This window comes from Pseudomonas sp. JUb42 (assembly GCF_024807945.1).
Lineage (GTDB): Bacteria > Pseudomonadota > Gammaproteobacteria > Pseudomonadales > Pseudomonadaceae > Aquipseudomonas.
Genome location: NZ_JANUFD010000002.1, coordinates 131,103 through 148,153, shown reverse-complemented (window position 1 = coordinate 148,153; position 17,051 = coordinate 131,103). Strand labels below are relative to the sequence as shown.

19 protein-coding genes are annotated in these 17,051 nt (G+C 59.8%); 12 read left to right on the top strand and 7 right to left on the bottom strand.

The genetic code is table 11. From position 1 onward, the window contains the following. The 3 genes from M2401_RS04510 (at position 1) to M2401_RS04500 (ending at position 2,034) form a co-directional block, all read left to right on the top strand. The gene (locus M2401_RS04510; protein WP_259100278.1) at positions 1-606 is read left to right on the top strand and encodes an arylesterase; all 606 of its coding nucleotides are present in this window, start codon (positions 1-3) and stop codon (positions 604-606) included. A 65-nt stretch (positions 607-671) separates the two neighbouring features. Continuing rightward, complete coding sequence (locus M2401_RS04505) at positions 672-953, top strand: hypothetical protein (RefSeq protein ID WP_259100275.1); 282 nt, start codon at positions 672-674, stop codon at positions 951-953. Positions 954-1,071: 118 nt separating this feature from the next. Next, a complete protein-coding gene (locus M2401_RS04500) occupies positions 1,072-2,034 on the top strand; it encodes a L,D-transpeptidase family protein (RefSeq protein WP_259100272.1) in 963 nt (320 codons plus the stop codon). 204 nt (positions 2,035-2,238) lie between these two features. Here M2401_RS04500 and oprI read toward each other — a convergent pair whose 3' ends face one another. Further along, complete coding sequence (gene oprI / locus M2401_RS04495; protein WP_045491971.1) at positions 2,239-2,490, bottom strand: outer membrane lipoprotei OprI; 252 nt, start codon at positions 2,488-2,490, stop codon at positions 2,239-2,241. A gap of 587 nt (positions 2,491-3,077) precedes the next feature. Here oprI and M2401_RS04490 point away from each other — a divergent pair. Then, positions 3,078-3,359 (top strand): GNAT family N-acetyltransferase, encoded by a 282-nt coding sequence (locus M2401_RS04490; protein WP_259100265.1) that lies wholly within the window; start codon positions 3,078-3,080, stop codon positions 3,357-3,359. Between the two features lie 71 nt (positions 3,360-3,430). Here M2401_RS04490 and M2401_RS04485 read toward each other — a convergent pair whose 3' ends face one another. Further along, positions 3,431-4,507 (bottom strand): 3-deoxy-7-phosphoheptulonate synthase, encoded by a 1,077-nt coding sequence (locus tag M2401_RS04485; protein ID WP_259100262.1) that lies wholly within the window; start codon positions 4,505-4,507, stop codon positions 3,431-3,433. A gap of 219 nt (positions 4,508-4,726) precedes the next feature. Between M2401_RS04485 and M2401_RS04480 the strand changes: the two genes are divergently transcribed. From M2401_RS04480 to cysB, 5 genes are all read left to right on the top strand, one after another. Beyond that, positions 4,727-5,062 carry a thioredoxin gene (locus M2401_RS04480; RefSeq protein ID WP_259100260.1) on the top strand — a complete coding sequence of 112 codons (336 nt, stop codon included), beginning with the start codon at positions 4,727-4,729 and terminating at the stop codon, positions 5,060-5,062. Positions 5,063-5,093: 31 nt separating this feature from the next. Next, on the top strand, positions 5,094-6,050 hold the full coding sequence (locus M2401_RS04475) for a putative 2-dehydropantoate 2-reductase (RefSeq protein WP_259100258.1): 957 nt from the start codon (positions 5,094-5,096) through the stop codon (positions 6,048-6,050). 36 nt (positions 6,051-6,086) lie between these two features. Next, positions 6,087-6,992, top strand: a complete 906-nt coding sequence (locus M2401_RS04470; protein WP_259100256.1) for a 5'-nucleotidase — start codon at positions 6,087-6,089, stop codon at positions 6,990-6,992. Positions 6,993-7,087: 95 nt separating this feature from the next. Then, entirely contained in the window at positions 7,088-7,582 is a 495-nt protein-coding gene (locus tag M2401_RS04465) for a universal stress protein (RefSeq protein ID WP_259100254.1), read from the top strand. 137 nt (positions 7,583-7,719) lie between these two features. Continuing rightward, on the top strand, positions 7,720-8,694 hold the full coding sequence (cysB, locus tag M2401_RS04460; protein ID WP_259100252.1) for an HTH-type transcriptional regulator CysB: 975 nt from the start codon (positions 7,720-7,722) through the stop codon (positions 8,692-8,694). Between the two features lie 151 nt (positions 8,695-8,845). Here cysB and M2401_RS04455 read toward each other — a convergent pair whose 3' ends face one another. Next, on the bottom strand, positions 8,846-9,580 hold the full coding sequence (locus M2401_RS04455) for a phosphoadenylyl-sulfate reductase (RefSeq protein ID WP_259100250.1): 735 nt from the start codon (positions 9,578-9,580) through the stop codon (positions 8,846-8,848). Between the two features lie 149 nt (positions 9,581-9,729). On the opposite strand from M2401_RS04455, the gene thrH reads away from it, so the two are divergent. Next, the gene (gene thrH, locus M2401_RS04450; RefSeq protein WP_259100248.1) at positions 9,730-10,347 is read left to right on the top strand and encodes a bifunctional phosphoserine phosphatase/homoserine phosphotransferase ThrH; all 618 of its coding nucleotides are present in this window, start codon (positions 9,730-9,732) and stop codon (positions 10,345-10,347) included. A 195-nt stretch (positions 10,348-10,542) separates the two neighbouring features. Here thrH and pabB read toward each other — a convergent pair whose 3' ends face one another. The 4 genes from pabB to M2401_RS04430 form a co-directional block, all read right to left on the bottom strand. After that, entirely contained in the window at positions 10,543-11,886 is a 1,344-nt protein-coding gene (gene pabB / locus M2401_RS04445; protein WP_259100245.1) for an aminodeoxychorismate synthase component I, read from the bottom strand. A gap of 183 nt (positions 11,887-12,069) precedes the next feature. Beyond that, positions 12,070-13,056: an alpha-L-glutamate ligase-like protein gene (locus M2401_RS04440; protein ID WP_259100818.1), complete on the bottom strand. Its 987-nt coding sequence runs from the start codon at positions 13,054-13,056 to the stop codon at positions 12,070-12,072. Continuing rightward, positions 13,056-14,594: an inactive transglutaminase family protein gene (locus tag M2401_RS04435; RefSeq protein ID WP_259100241.1), complete on the bottom strand. Its 1,539-nt coding sequence runs from the start codon at positions 14,592-14,594 to the stop codon at positions 13,056-13,058. Before M2401_RS04435 ends, M2401_RS04440 begins: the two co-directional genes overlap by 1 nt. Positions 14,595-14,598: 4 nt before the next feature. Further along, entirely contained in the window at positions 14,599-15,135 is a 537-nt protein-coding gene (locus M2401_RS04430; RefSeq protein WP_259100239.1) for an ATP-dependent zinc protease, read from the bottom strand. A gap of 252 nt (positions 15,136-15,387) precedes the next feature. On the opposite strand from M2401_RS04430, the gene M2401_RS04425 reads away from it, so the two are divergent. Both M2401_RS04425 and prpB read left to right on the top strand, forming a co-directional pair. Further along, positions 15,388-16,095, top strand: coding sequence for a GntR family transcriptional regulator (locus tag M2401_RS04425; RefSeq protein ID WP_259100236.1), 708 nt, complete (start codon positions 15,388-15,390; stop codon positions 16,093-16,095). Continuing rightward, positions 16,092-16,979, top strand: a complete 888-nt coding sequence (gene prpB / locus M2401_RS04420) for a methylisocitrate lyase (protein WP_259100233.1) — start codon at positions 16,092-16,094, stop codon at positions 16,977-16,979. Before M2401_RS04425 ends, prpB begins: the two co-directional genes overlap by 4 nt. Positions 16,980-17,051 lie beyond the last annotated feature (72 nt).

Genomic DNA, 17,051 nt, shown 5'->3' with positions numbered 1-17,051 from the left:
ATGCGTGCGTGGTTTTTAAGTGCAGGCCTGATGTTATGGCTGTTATCGCAAACAGCGGCGGCGGGCACGGTGCTGATCGTTGGCGATAGTATCAGCGCGGCTTTCGGCCTGGATACCCGCCTTGGGTGGGTATCGCTGCTTGAGCAGCGGCTCAAGCAGCAAGGCTTCGACGATAAGGTGATCAATGCCTCGGTCAGCGGCGATACCAGTGGTGGAGGCCAGGCGCGGCTGCCAGCGCTGCTTGCAGAGCACAAGCCGGACCTGGTGATCCTCGAACTGGGTGGCAATGACGGCCTGCGCGGGCAGCCGCCTGCACAATTGCAACAAAACCTTTCATCGATGATCGACAGCTCCAGGGCAGCGGGAGCCAAAGTGCTGTTGCTGGGCATGCGTTTGCCACCGAATTACGGTGCCCGTTACACCCAGGCGTTTGCGGCGGTGTACGGCAGTCTGGCCGAAGAGAAGAAGATCGCTCTGGTGCCGTTTTTCCTCGAGGGCATTGGCGGGATTCCCGAGTTGATGCAGGCCGATGGGCTGCATCCGGCGGTGGCGGCCCAGGGCAAGTTGCTGGATAACGTCTGGCCGACGCTTAAACCCCTGCTTTAACACCTCTGCAGGCTTTTCTAGTCGGGGGCTTTCGGATAATGTGGCGCCCCGATTTGGAGCCCCTGATGCCACGTCCCGCCTGGTCCCTGTATGCCTATCAACTGATCGAGCCTGACGAGCAGCTCGACCTGTTCGCCTGCCAGGAAATCAAGGTGCATGTGGTGGCACGACAGCTTGAGCTGGGCGGTTCGGTGGATCGCACGTTGTGTGGCACCCTGTTGCCCGCACAGCCACGCTGGTCCGGGGTGGCTGCCGAAGCCCTGCGCGACGAGCGTTTCTGCCCGTTGTGCAAGGCGATTCTCGATGCCCAGCGCCGCGGCATGAACCCGATCTGGCCGGAACTCTAGTCCCAGGGCCCGGGCCCATCATGAAACTCTTGTCAGGCAACACTTTGCTGTCTCCCTGCGGGCGAGAGGCGGTGTACAATTCGCTACTTTTCCCTCTTTTGTCCCAAGGATTTCCCGGATGTTGTCGCGCATTCCAGCCGTTACCCGCTGTCTGTCGTTCGCTGCACTGTGTGCGGTCGGTCCCGCTTCGGCCCTGGAATTCCCGCTGCCGCCGCCCGGTGAAGACATCATCGGCCAGGTCCAGACAATTACCGCTAAATACGAAGATACCTTCGCCGATATCGGCACCAAGTACGACCTGGGCTACCTGGAAATGATCGCCGCCAACCCGGGCGTCGATGCCTGGCTGCCGGGTGCGGGCACCCAGATCGTCCTGCCGACCCGCTTCATTCTGCCGCCGGGCCCGCGTGAAGGCATCGTCATCAACCTGGCCGAATACCGCCTCTACTACTACCCGAAAGGGCGTAACGTGGTGTACACCTTCCCGCTGGGCATCGGTCGCGAGGGCTGGGGTTCACCGGTTTCCACCACCAAGATCACCGCCAAGACCCCGCGCCCGACCTGGACGCCACCGGCTTCGGTACGCGCCGAGCACGCTGCCGACGGCGATATCCTGCCTGCGGTGGTGCCGGCCGGTCCGGACAACCCGCTGGGCCCGTTCAAATTCGGCCTGGGCCTGCCGGGTTACCTGATCCACGGTTCCGACAAGAAGTTCGGTATTGGCATGCGCACCAGCCACGGCTGCTTCCGCATGTACAACAACAACGTACTGGAAATGGCTGACATGGTTCCGGTCGGCACTACCGTGCGCATCATGAGCGAGCCGTACAAGTTCGGTCGCAGTGGCGGCAAGGTCTTCCTTGAAGCCCATGCGCCGCTGGATGACAACGGCAACCCGTCGATTGTCGACAAGCACACGGCAGTGATCAACGCCCTGCTCAAGCGTGACGATCTGTCGACCAACCTGCGCATGAACTGGGATCAGGTGCGTGACGTGGTGGCGGCCGAGGACGGCATGCCGGTTGAAATCGGTGAGCCGGGCGCTGCTGTTGCGGCACAGCCGCAGGTAATCCTGCAGTAACCGCCTTCTGAATTGGAACTTGGACTTGTGGGAGCCGGCTTGCTGGCGATAGCGGTATAACAGGCGACATCTTTATCGGATGTGCCGCCGTCATCGCCAGCAAGCCGGCTCCCACAGGGGCTGTATTGGCAGTCAGTAAAAGCCGGGCAAAAAAAAGCCGACCCGTAAACGGGTCGGCTTATCAGCAATAATCCCGAGGGATTCTTACTTGCGGCTAGCCTTGTCGAGCATGCGCAGAGCGCGCTCGTTGGCTTCGTCAGCAGTTTGCTGAGCTTTCTGAGCAGCAGCCAGAGCTTCATCAGCCTTACGATAGGCTTCATCAGCACGAGCTTGTGCACGAGCTGCTGCGTCTTCGGTAGCAGTCAGACGAGCTTCGGTTTCTTTGGATACGCTGCTGCAACCGGTGGCCAGAACTGCGGCCAGAGCCAGAGCAGAGAATTTCAGAACGTTGTTCATCGTGTTCCCCTTCAAGGACTTTTCAATCAAATTAGTCATCTCTCGAAAGTGAGAAAATGACCGGCGTACATACTACCCATTGTTTGTAGTAAGTAAACTGACGAAGCGCAAGAAGCCCACAATTTCTTGGGTTTGAAAGCCTTCCGACAGACTTTTCATGCGCTTTGTATGAAAAATATCCAGCCTGCTCCGCCCGGCACGGGTGTCTGGAAGGAACGTGCTAAATAGTGGCAATGTGCATTAGTCATTGCCCCGCGCCATGAGTTCCGGGCGTGTGCGCATGAACAGACTTTCCCTGTTTAGCTGAACAATCGGTGACTTTCAAATCAGCGTAGCGTCTCAATCGGCAGTCCCGGCAATGTTCGTTGCAAAGTGTCCGGTCAATCGGATATTCGGTCGTGCTCTTTTACGGTCGCTGCGCTTGAGCATATTCACAAATGACGCCTACTATTTGCAGGTGCTGTTTTGTTGGAGATTCACAGGCTCGTCTCGGTGTCCAAAACAGGCACGGGGTGGCGTAGATGTTCCTTCGCCGGAAAAACATCGGTAAGGTAGGGGTCAAATTCCAAGACCCGCGAGGAGTAATGATGAGCGAGGCGCTGTCGATCCACCATGATCAGACCGGTCACCAGTTCGAAATCAGCATAGATGGTCATCGTGCCTACCTGACTTATATGGACCTGGGCAAACAGACTCTGGACATCTATCGAACCTTTGTCCCCAATGCTCTGCGGGGCCGGGGGATTGCGGCGGCGCTGACCGAACAGGCTCTGGACTATGCCGAGAGCATGGGCTACACCGTCATTCCTTCGTGTTCGTATGTCGAGCGTTACATGGAGCGTAATCAGCGTCAGGCGGCGAAGATCTGACATATTGATTGCAGGCTGCAACTGAATGAAAAACGCCGAGCAGATGCTCGGCGTTTTTGTGTGCGCGTTGATCAGGTGCGTTCGCGCTTGGGCAGAACGTCCTTGAGCTTGGCGTGCATGCCGCGCAGGGTTTTCTCGGTGCTGTCCCAGTCGATGCAGGCATCGGTAACGGAGACGCCGTACTGCAACTCGGACAAATCCTTGGGAATCGCCTGGCAGCCCCAGTTCAGGTGGCTTTCAACCATCAGGCCGATGATCGAGTTGTTGCCTTCCAAGATCTGGTTGGCGACGTTTTCCATGACCAGCGGTTGCAGGGCCGGATCCTTGTTGGAGTTGGCGTGGCTGCAGTCGACCATGATGTTCGGGCGAATCTTCGCTTTGTTCAGGGCCTGCTCGCAGAGGGCGACGCTGACCGAATCATAGTTTGGCTTGCCATTGCCGCCGCGCAGGACCACGTGACCATAGGCATTGCCCTTGGTAGTGACGATGGACACGCCACCTTCCTGGTTGATGCCGAGGAAACGGTGCGGGCTGGAAACCGACTGCAGGGCGTTGATCGCCACTGTCAGGCCACCATCGGTGCCGTTCTTGAAGCCGACGGCCGAGGACAGACCGGAAGCCATTTCCCGGTGGGTCTGGGATTCGGTTGTGCGCGCGCCGATGGCCGACCAGCTGATCAGGTCCTGCAGATATTGCGGGGAGATCGGGTCGAGGGCTTCAGTGGCGGTAGGCAGGCCCATTTCAGCCAGGTCCAGCAGCAGTTGGCGGCCGATATGCAGACCGTCCTGGATCTTGAACGAGTCATCCAGGTACGGATCGTTGATCAGGCCTTTCCAGCCCACGGTGGTGCGCGGTTTTTCGAAGTACACGCGCATGACCAGGTACAGGGTGTCGGACACCTCGGCCGCCAGGGCCTTGAGGCGCTCGGCGTACTCGTGGGCTGCCTTGATATCGTGGATCGAGCACGGGCCGATCACGATGAACAGGCGATGATCCTTGCCATCGAGGATGTTGCGGATCACTTCGCGACCCTTGCTCACTGTGTGCAAGGCGGCGTCGGTCAGGGGGATCTCGCGTTTGAGCTGATCCGGGGTGATCAGCGTCTCGTTGGACGAGACGTTAAGGTCGTTAATCGGTAGATCGGCCATCGTGTTACTCATCAGGTCACGGGTGCTGGCCGGCAAGGGACCCCTGCGGTGGAGCCCAGCATGATTGAGCGCAGCGGGGAGCGGAACCTTAGCGCGTTACCCCATTGCTCTTCAATGGGCAAGCTCGGCTTTTGCGCCAACGGCAGGGCATTGGCGCCAGTATTTACAACCGTAACCCCGGCAACGGATAGTAGCGGTTCAATCCGGGGAGTCTCATCGTTGAAACAGCTGGAACTGACCGACCTCGACATCGATCGTCAATTGCTGGACCTGCCGGGCACCTCGTTGCTTGTTTTTACAAGTCTGGGTTGCACCAGCTGCCGATGGGCACGACAGTATCTGCCAACCCTGGCGCTGCCGCTTGAGCGCCTGTGCTGGATCGACGCCGCCGACAACGGCGGTGCTGTGGAGCGCTATGAAGTGTTTCATCTGCCGGCGCTGTTCGTCATTCGCGACGGCGACTTCTATGGTCCACTGCGTGCGCCACTGACGGCCCAGGGTATCGATCAGGGCTTGCGCGAGGTATTGCAGGCCGAGCCGGACGAACTGCCCTGAGGGGCACCGAACAGGTTAAGGAATGAGTGACATGACGACTGCTAGCAAGAAGCCGCGTATTGGCATCATCGGTACGGGCGCCATCGGCGGCTTTTATGGGGTGATGCTGGCCAGGGCCGGGTTTGACGTGCATTTCCTTCTGCGCAGCGAATTCGAGGCCGTGGCGCAGAACGGCCTGCGGGTCGAGAGCGCGGTGCATGGCGAACTGCTGCTCAATCCGGTTCAGGCTTATGCATCGGCCGCTGACATGCCGCCCTGCGACTGGTTGCTGGTCGGCGCCAAATCTACCGCCAATGTCGAACTGGCACCGCTGATCGCCGAGGCTGCGGCCCCGGATGCGAAGGTACTGGTCCTGCAGAACGGTCTGGCCGTGGAGGATCGTCTACGCGCCGCCTTGCCGGACTCCCTGCATGTGTTGGGTGGCCTGTGCTTTATCTGTGTACACCGTCTGGCTCCCGGCGTGGTTGCGCATCAGGCTTTTGGTGCAGTCAATATGGGCTATCACAGCGGGCCGACGGCGAATGCCGACGCCCGTCAGGCGATTGTCGAAGAGGGCGCGGCGCTGTTCAAGGCGGCGGGTATCGACTCACAGGCCATGCCGGACCTGCAGCAGGCGCGCTGGCAGAAACTGGTGTGGAACGTGCCGTATAACGGCCTGTCGGTCTTGTTGCAGGCCAGTACCTCGGCGCTGATGACTGACAGCTACAGCCGCGAGCTGATTATGGACCTGATGAACGAAGTGGTGGCCGGTGCCGAAGCCTGCGGCCACAGCATGCCCGAGGGCTACGCGGCCAAGCTGTTTGCCACCACCGAGCAGATGCCGGACTATTGGCCGAGCATGTACCACGACTTCCGCGAGAAGCGTCCCCTTGAATTGGACGCCATCTATTCCCGGCCCCTGGCAGCGGCCCTGGACGCCGGGCGTGACATGCCGAAAATCCGCGCCCTGTTCCAGACTCTGGCCTTTATCGACTTTCACAATATCTGAGGCGCCTCGCTTCATGGGCGCACGGGAGGAATGCTTATGGCAACGGTATCAGGCAACAAACTGATCCTGGCGATTTCCTCCCGGGCCTTGTTCGACCTCGGCGCCAGCCATGGGGTATATATGGCTGATGGCGTCGAGGCCTACCGCCAGTATCAGATCGAGCATGAAGACGAGATCCTGCAACCCGGCGATGCCTTTCTGCTCGTGGAAAAACTGCTTAACCTCAACAAGCGCCTGAAGCAGGCACGGGTCGAGGTCATTCTGGTTTCACGCAACAGCGCCGACACCGGCCTGCGCGTGTTCAACTCGATCCAGCACTACGGTCTGGATATTTCCCGCGCGGCGTTTGTCGGCGGGCGCAGTCCCTATCCCTATCTGGCGGCCTTTGGCTGCCATCTGTTTCTGTCGACCCATGCCGAAGATGTGCGCAGTGCCCTGGATGCCGGATTTGCTGCGGCAACCATTCTCTCCGGTGGCGCTCGCCGGGCGGCCAGTGATGAGCTGCGCATTGCCTTCGATGGCGATGCCGTGCTGTTTTCCGATGAGTCGGAGCGGGTCTATCAAAGTGATGGTCTGGCAGCGTTCCAGCTCAGCGAACGTGAGTCGGCCCGGGAACCGTTGCGTGGCGGGCCGTTCAAGCCGTTTTTGGCGGCACTGAATCATTTGCAGCGTGAGTTTCCCGAAGACTCCGGGCCGATCCGTACCGCCCTGGTCACTGCTCGCTCGGCGCCGGCCCATGAACGGGTCATTCGCACCCTGCGTGAATGGGATATCCGTCTGGACGAGTCGCTGTTCCTCGGTGGCCTGGATAAATCGCCGTTTCTCGAAGCCTTCGCCGCCGACGTGTTTTTCGACGATCAGCCCGGCCACTGCGAGCGCGCCCGCGAGGTGGTCGCCACCGGTCATGTGCCCCACGGCATCAGTAATGAAATCAAGGTTTGAAGTGCGTCAAAGCTCGGCGGCACGGGCCGTCGCAGTTGGTGGGGCGCTGCTAAGCTGAAGCAATCTCCGCCAAATCTGGCTGTCTGGGAGGTCGTATGATTCGTTCGATGCTGTATGCCACGGACCTTGGCCTGTATGCGCCGTATGTCATGCAGCACGCGCTGGCACTGGCACGAACCTTCAAGGCCGAGCTGTACGTCATTCATGTGGTCGAGCCCATGGGGTTGTTCGCCGAATCGGTCCTGCAAAGCTACCTGAGCGAGGATGCGCTCAAGGAATTGCGCAGCCAGGGTCTGAGCACGGTGCTGGAAGGGATCGAACAACAGGTTCTGGATGGTTTTCGCGACGAGTTGGGGGATGGCCATCAGGACCTTGAGTTGATTCGCAGTGTGCGGGTCGTGCAGGGCGATCCGTCGAAGGTCATTCTTGAACAGGTAAGCCGTCTGGCCGTGGATTTGCTGGTCGTCGGCAGCCACAGTCACGGCACGGAAGGAGATACACCGATCGGGCGTACGGCTGCCAGGGTTCTGCAGCTTTCGGAAGTTCCGGTCTACATGGTGCCCATGGTGCAGAACCGGATGCGCGGATAGTCGAGAGCAGAAGTGAAATCGGGCGTGCCATTACGCCGTAAAGATGATAAAAAGTTCTAGATTTATTCTTCTGACCATTAATCCAGTTATATACCGTCGCTGATGCCCCTGGCGTCTACCTGCTTTGAGGGATACATATGAAGCTTCAACAACTGCGCTACATCTGGGAAGTGGCGCACCATGACCTCAACGTCTCCGCGACGGCTCAGAGCCTTTACACCTCTCAGCCCGGCATCAGCAAGCAGATCCGTTTGCTCGAAGACGAACTGGGGGTCGAGGTCTTTGCCCGCAGCGGCAAGCATCTTACCCGTGTGACCCCGGCCGGTGAGCGCATCATCACCACCGCCGGCGAGATTCTGCGCAAGGTCGAGAGCATCAAGCAGATTGCCCAGGAGTTCTCCAACGAGAAAAAAGGCACGCTGTCCATCGCCACCACCCACACCCAGGCGCGTTATGCCTTGCCGCCGGTGATCAGCAATTTCATCAAGCAATACCCTGACGTCGCTCTGCACATGCACCAGGGTTCGCCGATGCAGATTGCCGAAATGGCCGCTGATGGCACCGTTGATTTCGCCATTGCCACCGAGGCGCTGGAGCTGTTCGGTGATCTGGTGATGATGCCGTGCTACCGCTGGAACCGCTGCGTGGTCGTGCCCCAGGGCCACCCGCTGACCAAACTGCCGAAACTGACCCTGGAAGTGCTGGCCGAATACCCGATCGTGACTTACGTATTCGGTTTCACCGGTCGCTCCAAGCTCGACGAAGCCTTCAGCCATCGCGGCCTGACGCCGAAAGTGGTATTCACCGCAGCCGATGCTGACGTGATCAAGACTTACGTACGTCTGGGCCTGGGCGTGGGGATCGTCGCCAAGATGGCGGTGGACGCCAAGCTCGATTCCGACCTGGTGGTACTCGACGCCAGCGACCTGTTCGAGTCCAGTGTGACCAAGATCGGCTTCCGCCGTGGCACTTTCCTGCGCGGTTTTATGTGCGACTTCATCGAGAAGTTTGCCCCGCACCTGACCCGCGAGGTCATGTCCAAGGCCATCCAGTGCCATAACAAGCAGGAACTGGAAGAGCTGTTCGACGGGGTTGAACTGCCGGTGCATTGATGCTCAGGGAGCGAGTTGCCTGAGTCTATCCGTTGGAGCGAGGCTTGCCCGCGAATGGCCTGATGCGGTGTACCTGCAAGCCCGCGTTGCCTGATTCGCGGGCAAGCCTCGCTCCAACGGCCAGTTTGCTGTGCGACAGCGTGATTCTTTATCAACCCTTGGCAATCATATTCCCGGCATGCAGACCGCATTCCTTCTGGGTGGCTTCTTCCCACCACCAACGACCTTCGCGCTCATGCTGGCGCGGCAGTACCGGACGGGTGCAGGGTTCGCAGCCGATACTGATGAAGCCGCGTTCGTGCAGGCTGTTAAATGGCAGTTCCAGCATGCGGATATACGCCCACACGTCTTCACTGCTCATCTGCGCCAGCGGGTTGAACTTGTACAGCGGGCGCTCGGGCGTCGAGAAGGCGCCGTCGATTTCCAGTACCGCCACTTCACTGCGGGTGCTCGGGCTCTGGTCGCGGCGCTGGCCGGTGGCCCAGGCTTTCACCGTTGAAAGCTTGCGGCGCAACGGTTCGATCTTGCGCACGCCACAGCATTCGCCATGGCCGTCCTTGTAGAAACTGAACAGACCCTTTTCTTTGACGAAAGGCTCCAGCTTGCTCTGGTCCGGCGAGATCAGCTCGATGGCGATCTTGTACTGCTCGCGCACCTGCTCGATGAAGCGATAGGTCTCCGGGTGCAGGCGGCCGGTGTCGAGGCTGAAGACCTTGACGTTCTTGTTGATTTTCCAGGCCATGTCCACCAGCACGACGTCTTCGGCGCCGCTGAAGGAGATCCACAGCTCATCGCCAAAATGCTGGAAGGCCAGCTTGAGGATGTCCTGGGGGGATTTGTTGGCATAGGTCGCGGCGAGTTCAGCGACGTCGAATGGTTGGTTCATCAGGCGGTTTCCTGGTCGAGAAGCGGCGCTTAAGCGCTCGATATGCCGGCGATGGTAACAAAATCCTTCGCTGATTTGGCCGACTTGCCGTCTCTAGGCTAAAGTGCTGCCTCTTTTTTCAGCCTGCTGATTCAACCAAGGAGTGTCTTGTGGAAATTGCCTGTCTCGACCTGGAAGGTGTGCTGGTCCCGGAAATCTGGATCGCCTTTGCCGAGAAAACCGGTATCGAGTCTCTGCGTGCAACCACGCGGGACATTCCCGACTACGACGTGCTGATGAAGCAGCGTCTGCGCATCCTCGACGAGCATGGCCTGAAACTGGCCGACATTCAGGAAGTGATTGGCACCCTCAAGCCGCTGGACGGCGCCATCGAGTTCGTCAACTGGCTGCGTGAGCGCTTCCAGGTGGTGATTCTGTCGGACACTTTCTACGAGTTCTCCCAGCCGCTGATGCGTCAGCTGGGCTTCCCGACCTTGCTCTGCCATCGTCTGATCACTGACGAAACCGACCGGGTTATCAGCTATCAACTGCGTCAGAAAGATCCCAAGCGTCAGTCGGTATTGGCCTTCAAGAGCCTGTACTACCGGGTGATCGCCGCAGGCGATTCGTACAACGACACCACCATGCTCGGTGAGGCCGATGCGGGCATTCTGTTCCATGCCCCGGATAACGTGATCCGTGAATTCCCGCAATTTCCTGCGGTGCATACGTTTGAAGACCTGAAGAAGGAATTCATCAAGGCGTCGAATCGGGATCTGTCCCTCTAAAAGATATTTCCCTCATGAGAGCAATGTGGGGGAGCCAGGTGGTAGCTAACTCAGTGGGAGCGAATTTATTCGCGAATCGGTTTTTCAGCCGGCGCCTGTACTTTGAATGTACCGGCCTCTTCGCGAATGAATTCGCTCCCACAATTCGCTCCCACAGATCAAGCCCGCCATCCGATCCGCTGTTGATGTCGTCGTTCAGAGGTTCTGCAAGGTTTCCAGCAGTATCCGCACCTTGGTAAACGACTCCTGATACTCTGCCTCGCAGTCCGAGTCGGCGACGATGCCGCCGCCGCCCCAGCAGGACACCTGACCGTCCTTGACCAGCAGGCTGCGGATGGCGATGGAGCTGTCCATTTCGCCACGCACATCCAGATAGATCAATGATCCGCAATACAGGGCACGGCGACTGGGTTCCAGTTCGTCGATGATCTGCATGGCGCGGATTTTCGGTGCGCCGGTGATGGAGCCACCGGGAAAGCTGCCGGCAATCAGGTCGAGGGCGTCGTGGTCGGCGGCCAGTGTGCCGGTCACGCTGCTGACCAGGTGATGCACGTTGGGGTAGCTTTCCAGGCTGAACAGCTCGGGCACTTTCACCGAGCCGATGCGGCAGCTGCGGCCCAGGTCGTTGCGCAGCAGGTCGACGATCATCAGGTTTTCCGCGCGGTCCTTGGCACTGGCCAGCAGCTCGGCGGCATAGGCGGCGTCTTGCGCAGCATCGCGGCCACGGGGGCGGGTGCCCTTGATCGGCCGGGTCTCGACCTGGCCCTGGCTGACTTTGACGAAACGCTCTGGCGACAGGCTCAGCACCGCATCGTTACCTTCCAGGGCCATATAACCGGAGAAGGGCGTCGGGCAGGCCACGCGCAATGCGCAGTAGGCTGACCACGGATCACCCTGGCAATTGGCCTGGAAGCGCTGGGTCAGATTGACCTGATAGCAGTCGCCGGACTGGATGTACGCTTGGATGTTCTCAAAGGCGGCGCGGTAGTCATCAGCGCTGATGCTGGTCTGGAACGGGCCGTCCAGCTTGAAACTGACTTGATTTTGCGATGCCGGGGCGCTGAATAGCGTCAACAGGTGCTGTCGCTGGGTTTCTGCAAGGCTCGGGTGAAACACCAGTTGCGAGGTCTGCTGCTGGTGATCGCTGATCAGCGCCCAGGCATAGAGGCCAAGCCGCGCCTGCGGCAGTTGCAAGTCATCCACGGCCTTGCTCGGCAGCGGTTCCAGGCGTCGGCCGAAGTCATAGCTCAGGTAGCCGATCAGGCCGCCGGCGAAGGGCAGCTCGCAGTGCTCGGGCAGTTGCGCTTCGCCCAGCAGAGCCAGGGCCTGGCGCAGGTGCTCGAGAAAGTCGGCGCCGCTCTCGTCATTGTCGACACCCAGTTGCTGTTCGGGCCAGGCGCTGAGCAGATCGTAGCGACCCCGTTCAGCCGTCGGCCGACCACTGTCGAGCAGCACCGCGCCCGGTGCATGGCGCACTCGCGAGAAATAATCGGCGGGGTTGCTGTGATAGGGCAGCGGATGGACGGAGCAGGTCGGCATTTAGGCAAAATCGGTCAGCAGAACGCGGGTGGCGATTGTAGTCCGCTTGGGTGGGATCGGGAAATGTTGGTGTTTAGTGATAGGCATAACCTGTGGGACCGGCTTTAGCCGGGAAGGCGTAGACAGGGCCGGTGCATTTTTATCGTCTGTCACATTGCCTTCCCGGCTGAAGCCGGTCCCACATTACTGCGCGGTGACATGGGGCACATGCCCAAACAGCTCCTGCACAAACCTGACCCGCTCTTGCGGCGTTTCCGTACGGCCTTCCAGGGCCAGTTGCTCAATACGCGCTTCCACCGCCTGGGTCCTGTGGGTCAGGCCGCAGTCGTTGGCGATCTGGATATTCAGGCCGGGGCGGGCGTTGAGCTCGAGGATCAGCGGACCTTTTTCCTGGTCCAGCACCATGTCGACACCGATATAGCCCAGGCCACAGAGCTCAAAGCATTCAGCGGACAGCTGCATGAAGCCGTCCCAGTCAGGCAGTTGCACGCCGTCCACGGTCTGGGCGGTATCGGGATGTTTGCGGATGATGTTGTTCAGCCAGGTGCCCTGCAGGGTGATGCCAGTGGCCAGGTCGACACCGACGCCGATGGCACCCTGGTGCAGGTTGGCCTTGCCGTGGGACTGGCGGGTCGGCAGGCGCAGCATGGCCATGACCGGGTAGCCCATCAGCACGATGACGCGGATATCCGGCACGCCTTCGTAGCTGATGCTCTTGAAGATCGGGTCTGGAGTGACGCGGTATTCGATCAGTGCGCGGTCGCGGTGGCCGCCCAGGGAATATAGGCCGGTAAGGATGCTGGAGATCTGGTGTTCGATTTCGCTGTGGCTGACGATGCGCCCGGAGATAGTGCGAAAGCGCTCCTCGAAGCGATCGGCGATTACCAGAATGCCATCGCCGCCTGCGCCCATGGCCGGCTTGATCACGAAATCATTGTGGCCGTCGATGATCTGGTCGAGACGGTCGATTTCCTTTTCCGTGGAGATCACCCCGTACATCTGCGGCACGCGGATCCCGGCCTGGATGGCGCGCAGCTTGGTGGTGATCTTGTCGTCGACAATCGGGTACAGGCTGCGCTTGTTGTACTTGAGCACGTAGTCGGCATTACGCCGGTTGATACCCATGATGCCCTTGGCCTCAAGGGCCTTCCAGGTCTTCCACCAGCCGATCATTTGCCTTCCTCTTCCTTGATGAAGGCCTTGAAGCGCATCAGCTCGGTGAGGCGGTAGCCGCGATAGCGACCCATGGCCAGCATGAAGCCCACCAGAATCAGCAGCACGGCCGGGAAGGTAAAGACGAAGTAGGTCAGCTCCGGCACGCTCATGATCAGGTGCGCCAGGGACGCGGCGAACAGGGTGCCGATGGCGACTTTCATGGCATGGCTGGCGCCGCGTTCTTCCCAGGTAATGGACAGGCGTTCGATGGTCATGGTCAGAATCACCATGGGGAACAGTGCCACCGACAGGCCGCGCTCCAGGCCGAGCTTGTGGCTGAACAGGCTGATGGCGGCGATCAGCACCACGACAAAGGTCAGCACCACCGACAGGCGCGGCAGCATCTGCAACTTGAGGTGTTCCAGGTACGAGCGCAGCGACAGGCCCAGGGCGGTGATCAGGGTGAACAGCACGATGCCGAAGCCCAGTTGGGTCTCGCGGAAGGCCAGGGCGATCAGCACCGGGGTGAAGGTGCCCAGGGTCTGCAGGCCGATCAGGTTGCGCAGGATCAGGATCACCAGCACGCCGATGGGGATCATCACCATGATCATGAAGGTCTGCTGGGTCTGCAGCGGCAGGCCGTACAGTGAATAGGAGAGGAAGTCGGCGTCGGAGTTTTCGTCGGTCAGCTTGGCCAGGCGGATGGCGTTCATTTCGCTGTTATTGAGGCTGAAGTTGACCGTGGCTTTCTTGCCGCCTTCGACGGTGATCAGGTTCTCGTCGCCGATCCACCACAGCAGGCGGTCTTCGGGCAGGCCCTGGGCGCCGGTGTCCGGATTGAAGTACAGCCAGTCCTTGCCATTGAAACTGCGCAGCCACAGTTCCGGAGTCTGCGGCTGATCGGCGACCAGGCGGATGGTATGGACCTTTTCCATCGGCACGTGGGCGATGGACAGCAGCAGTTCGGTGATGCGCGCCTTGTTCGGCGTCGAAGTGTCCCCGGCCAGCAGCAGCTTGACGTTGTCATCACTGAGGGTGTTGACCCGCTTGATGGCTTCGCCGATGAAGGTCTCGACGTCCGCCGAGTGCTGGCGGATCGGGGCGAGCAGAGCTTCGGCGGCGATTTTTTCCGGGCCATCGATGATCATGCTGTCGCGGAAAATCGGCCCCTTGGTGCGCGGCTTGTCGCCGTTATAGCGCTTGGTCAGGACCAGGCGGTAATAAAGCGTCTGGTTGCCGCTGGCGCGCCGGGCCGACCAGGTGACCTTGCGGTTGCCGTCGATGCGGTTGACGCTGACCCCGTAGTTATTGGAGATGAAGCTTTCGTTGAGGCTGATGTAATCCCGGGCCAGGGGTGGCACGAACATCTGGATCTTCACCGGGTCCTTGGCGCTGGCGACGAACTCGACTTTGGCGTCGATGTTCCACAGGTCGTCGGTTTCGTCTTCGGTCACCGGAATGCCCAGCACGACGATCTGATAGGCCGTGATGGCGATGCCCAGGGTGACCAGGACGGCAATCAGGATTTTCAGATGCAGGTTGAGAGAACGCATGGATTTACTCTTTGGGCCTGGCAACAGGAGGGCAGCTCGGTTTGCCCTTTGAATATTTCAGGCTGGGATCGACCAGGGCGTCGAAGCGCTTGAGCGCCTCGGAGCCAATCAAAAGCGGGTATTGGAATGCACTTCGGTCGGTCAAGTTCACTTCCAGCGTGCGTAAAACTTTGCCCATGCACACATCCAGGCTGATCACCGGGCGGGCGCTGTACTTTTTCTCGTCATCGGGGCTGTAGTCGTCGGCCCGGCGCTTGATCTTGCTCAGGCGCTGCAGCGGGCGTTCGATGGGGTGCTGGTGGGCGTCGTCGATGGCCAGATAGAAGCGCACCCAGCCTTCGCCGTCGCGAGTGAAGTGGGTGATATCCCGGGCACTGAGGGAAGCGGTGTGGGCGCCGGTGTCGAGCTTGGCGGCGACCTGCAGGTCGATATCGGCGAGTTCTGCGTATTCGTTCAAACCGTAAACGGTCTTGTCGGCGGCTTCGCCGGTGCCGGCCAGCAGCATCAGGCAGAGCAACGAAAAGGGGGTTATGAGTCTCATAGATCCTGGCGCGGTGAGGGGCGCAGCCCTCGATAGTGATCGGTTATACCGTTCATTTGGCTCGATCGAAGCGGGCCGGATTCTAGCACGGTGGTGCCGGGCTGCCAGGTTCCACGGAGTGGCAAGTGTTTAAAAAGGTTTCTCCTGAAAAGCCTTGGTATTAGACGATTGTCGACAATGTTGATTTTTTCTTTGACTGATTCTAGTGGTATAGCTAGATTTGTCGGTATTGATCTTCAAGGTGTCGACAATATGTTGGGTGAGGTAGAAAGCCCGTTAAACGGCCATGACGAATCGGAGACCTTGTCCGAAAACGTCTTTCGGCGTATTCAGGCGGCCATCGTCAAGGGCGAGATTGCCCCCGGCAGCAAGATTTCCGAACCGGAACTGGCGCGCACCTACGGTATCAGCCGCGGGCCGTTGCGCGAGGCGATCCATCGTCTGGAAGGCCAGCGCCTGCTGGTGCGGGTCCCTCATGTAGGCGCCAGGGTAGTGTCCCTGAGCCACGCCGAGTTGATCGAACTCTACGAAATTCGCGAATCCCTCGAAGGCATGGCCTGCCGCCTGGCTGCCGAGCGCATGACCGTGGAAGAAATCGACGAATTGCGCCGGGTCCTCGACACTCATGAGCGTGACGCGGCGTTCCAGGCCGGGCTGGGCTACTACCAGCAGGAAGGCGATTTCGACTTCCACTACCGGATCATCCAGGGCAGCGGCAACCGCACCCTGAGCCAGATGCTTTGCGGCGAGTTGTATCAACTGGTGCGCATGTACCGCATTCAGTTCTCCAACACGCCCAACCGCCCGCGCCAGGCTTTTGCCGAACACCACCGCATTCTCGACGCCATCGCTGACCGTGATGGCGAACTCGCCGAATTGTTGATGCGCCGCCACATCGGCGCTTCCAAACGCAATATCGAGCGGCATTACCAGGCCGTTCCAGACCGAGGTGAAAAATGACCAGAAGCACTCCCGGCCAGCGTTTCCGTGACGCCGTCGCCAGCGAACAGCCCCTGCAAGTCGTCGGCGCCATCAATGCCAACCACGCCCTGTTGGCCAAGCGTGCCGGTTTCAAGGCGATCTATCTGTCCGGTGGCGGCGTCGCAGCCGGCTCCCTGGGTGTGCCGGACCTGGGTATTACCGGTCTCGATGATGTGCTCACCGATGTGCGACGCATTACCGATGTCTGCGACCTGCCGTTGTTGGTGGATGTCGATACCGGTTTTGGTTCGTCGGCATTCAACGTTGCGCGCACGGTTCGCTCGATGATCAAGTTCGGCGCGGCCGCAATCCATATCGAGGACCAGGTCGGCGCCAAGCGCTGCGGCCACCGTCCTAATAAAGAGATTGTCTCCCAGCAGGAGATGGTCGACCGCATCAAGGCCGCCGTCGATGCCCGCACCGATGACAGCTTCGTGATCATGGCGCGCACCGATGCCCTGGCCGTGGAAGGCCTGGAATCGGCGCTGGAACGGGCCGAAGCCTGCATCGAGGCCGGTGCCGACATGGTCTTTCCGGAAGCCATCACCGAACTGGACATGTACAAGCTGTTCGCCGCCCGCGTTCGCGCGCCGATTCTGGCCAATATCACCGAATTCGGCGCCACGCCGCTGTACACCGTGGACGAACTCCGTAACGCCGATGTGTCCCTGGTGCTGTATCCGCTGTCGGCGTTCCGTGCCATGAACAAGGCGGCGGAAAACGTCTACGGCGCGATCCGCCGCGATGGCTCGCAGAAGAACGTGATCGACACCATGCAGACCCGCATGGAACTGTACGACGCTATCGATTACCACACCTTCGAGCAGAAACTCGATGCGTTGTTTGCGCAGAAAAAAGGCTGACGCAAGTCGGTGCGACGCATTATGAGGACCGTATGTGGGAGCGAATTCATTCGCGAAGAGGCCAGTGACTGC

Coding starts and splice junctions, on each gene's coding strand:
- M2401_RS04510 (WP_259100278.1), top strand. CDS start 1: ATGCGTGCGTGGTTTTTAAGTGCAGGCCTGATGTTATGGCTGTTATCG.
- M2401_RS04505 (WP_259100275.1), top strand. CDS start 672: ATGCCACGTCCCGCCTGGTCCCTGTATGCCTATCAACTGATCGAGCCT.
- M2401_RS04500 (WP_259100272.1), top strand. CDS start 1,072: ATGTTGTCGCGCATTCCAGCCGTTACCCGCTGTCTGTCGTTCGCTGCA.
- oprI (WP_045491971.1), bottom strand. CDS start 2,490: ATGAACAACGTTCTGAAATTCTCTGCTCTGGCTCTGGCCGCAGTTCTG.
- M2401_RS04490 (WP_259100265.1), top strand. CDS start 3,078: ATGAGCGAGGCGCTGTCGATCCACCATGATCAGACCGGTCACCAGTTC.
- M2401_RS04485 (WP_259100262.1), bottom strand. CDS start 4,507: ATGGCCGATCTACCGATTAACGACCTTAACGTCTCGTCCAACGAGACG.
- M2401_RS04475 (WP_259100258.1), top strand. CDS start 5,094: ATGACGACTGCTAGCAAGAAGCCGCGTATTGGCATCATCGGTACGGGC.
- M2401_RS04470 (WP_259100256.1), top strand. CDS start 6,087: ATGGCAACGGTATCAGGCAACAAACTGATCCTGGCGATTTCCTCCCGG.
- M2401_RS04465 (WP_259100254.1), top strand. CDS start 7,088: ATGATTCGTTCGATGCTGTATGCCACGGACCTTGGCCTGTATGCGCCG.
- cysB (WP_259100252.1), top strand. CDS start 7,720: ATGAAGCTTCAACAACTGCGCTACATCTGGGAAGTGGCGCACCATGAC.
- M2401_RS04455 (WP_259100250.1), bottom strand. CDS start 9,580: ATGAACCAACCATTCGACGTCGCTGAACTCGCCGCGACCTATGCCAAC.
- pabB (WP_259100245.1), bottom strand. CDS start 11,886: ATGCCGACCTGCTCCGTCCATCCGCTGCCCTATCACAGCAACCCCGCC.
- M2401_RS04435 (WP_259100241.1), bottom strand. CDS start 14,594: ATGCGTTCTCTCAACCTGCATCTGAAAATCCTGATTGCCGTCCTGGTC.
- M2401_RS04430 (WP_259100239.1), bottom strand. CDS start 15,135: ATGAGACTCATAACCCCCTTTTCGTTGCTCTGCCTGATGCTGCTGGCC.
- M2401_RS04425 (WP_259100236.1), top strand. CDS start 15,388: ATGTTGGGTGAGGTAGAAAGCCCGTTAAACGGCCATGACGAATCGGAG.
- prpB (WP_259100233.1), top strand. CDS start 16,092: ATGACCAGAAGCACTCCCGGCCAGCGTTTCCGTGACGCCGTCGCCAGC.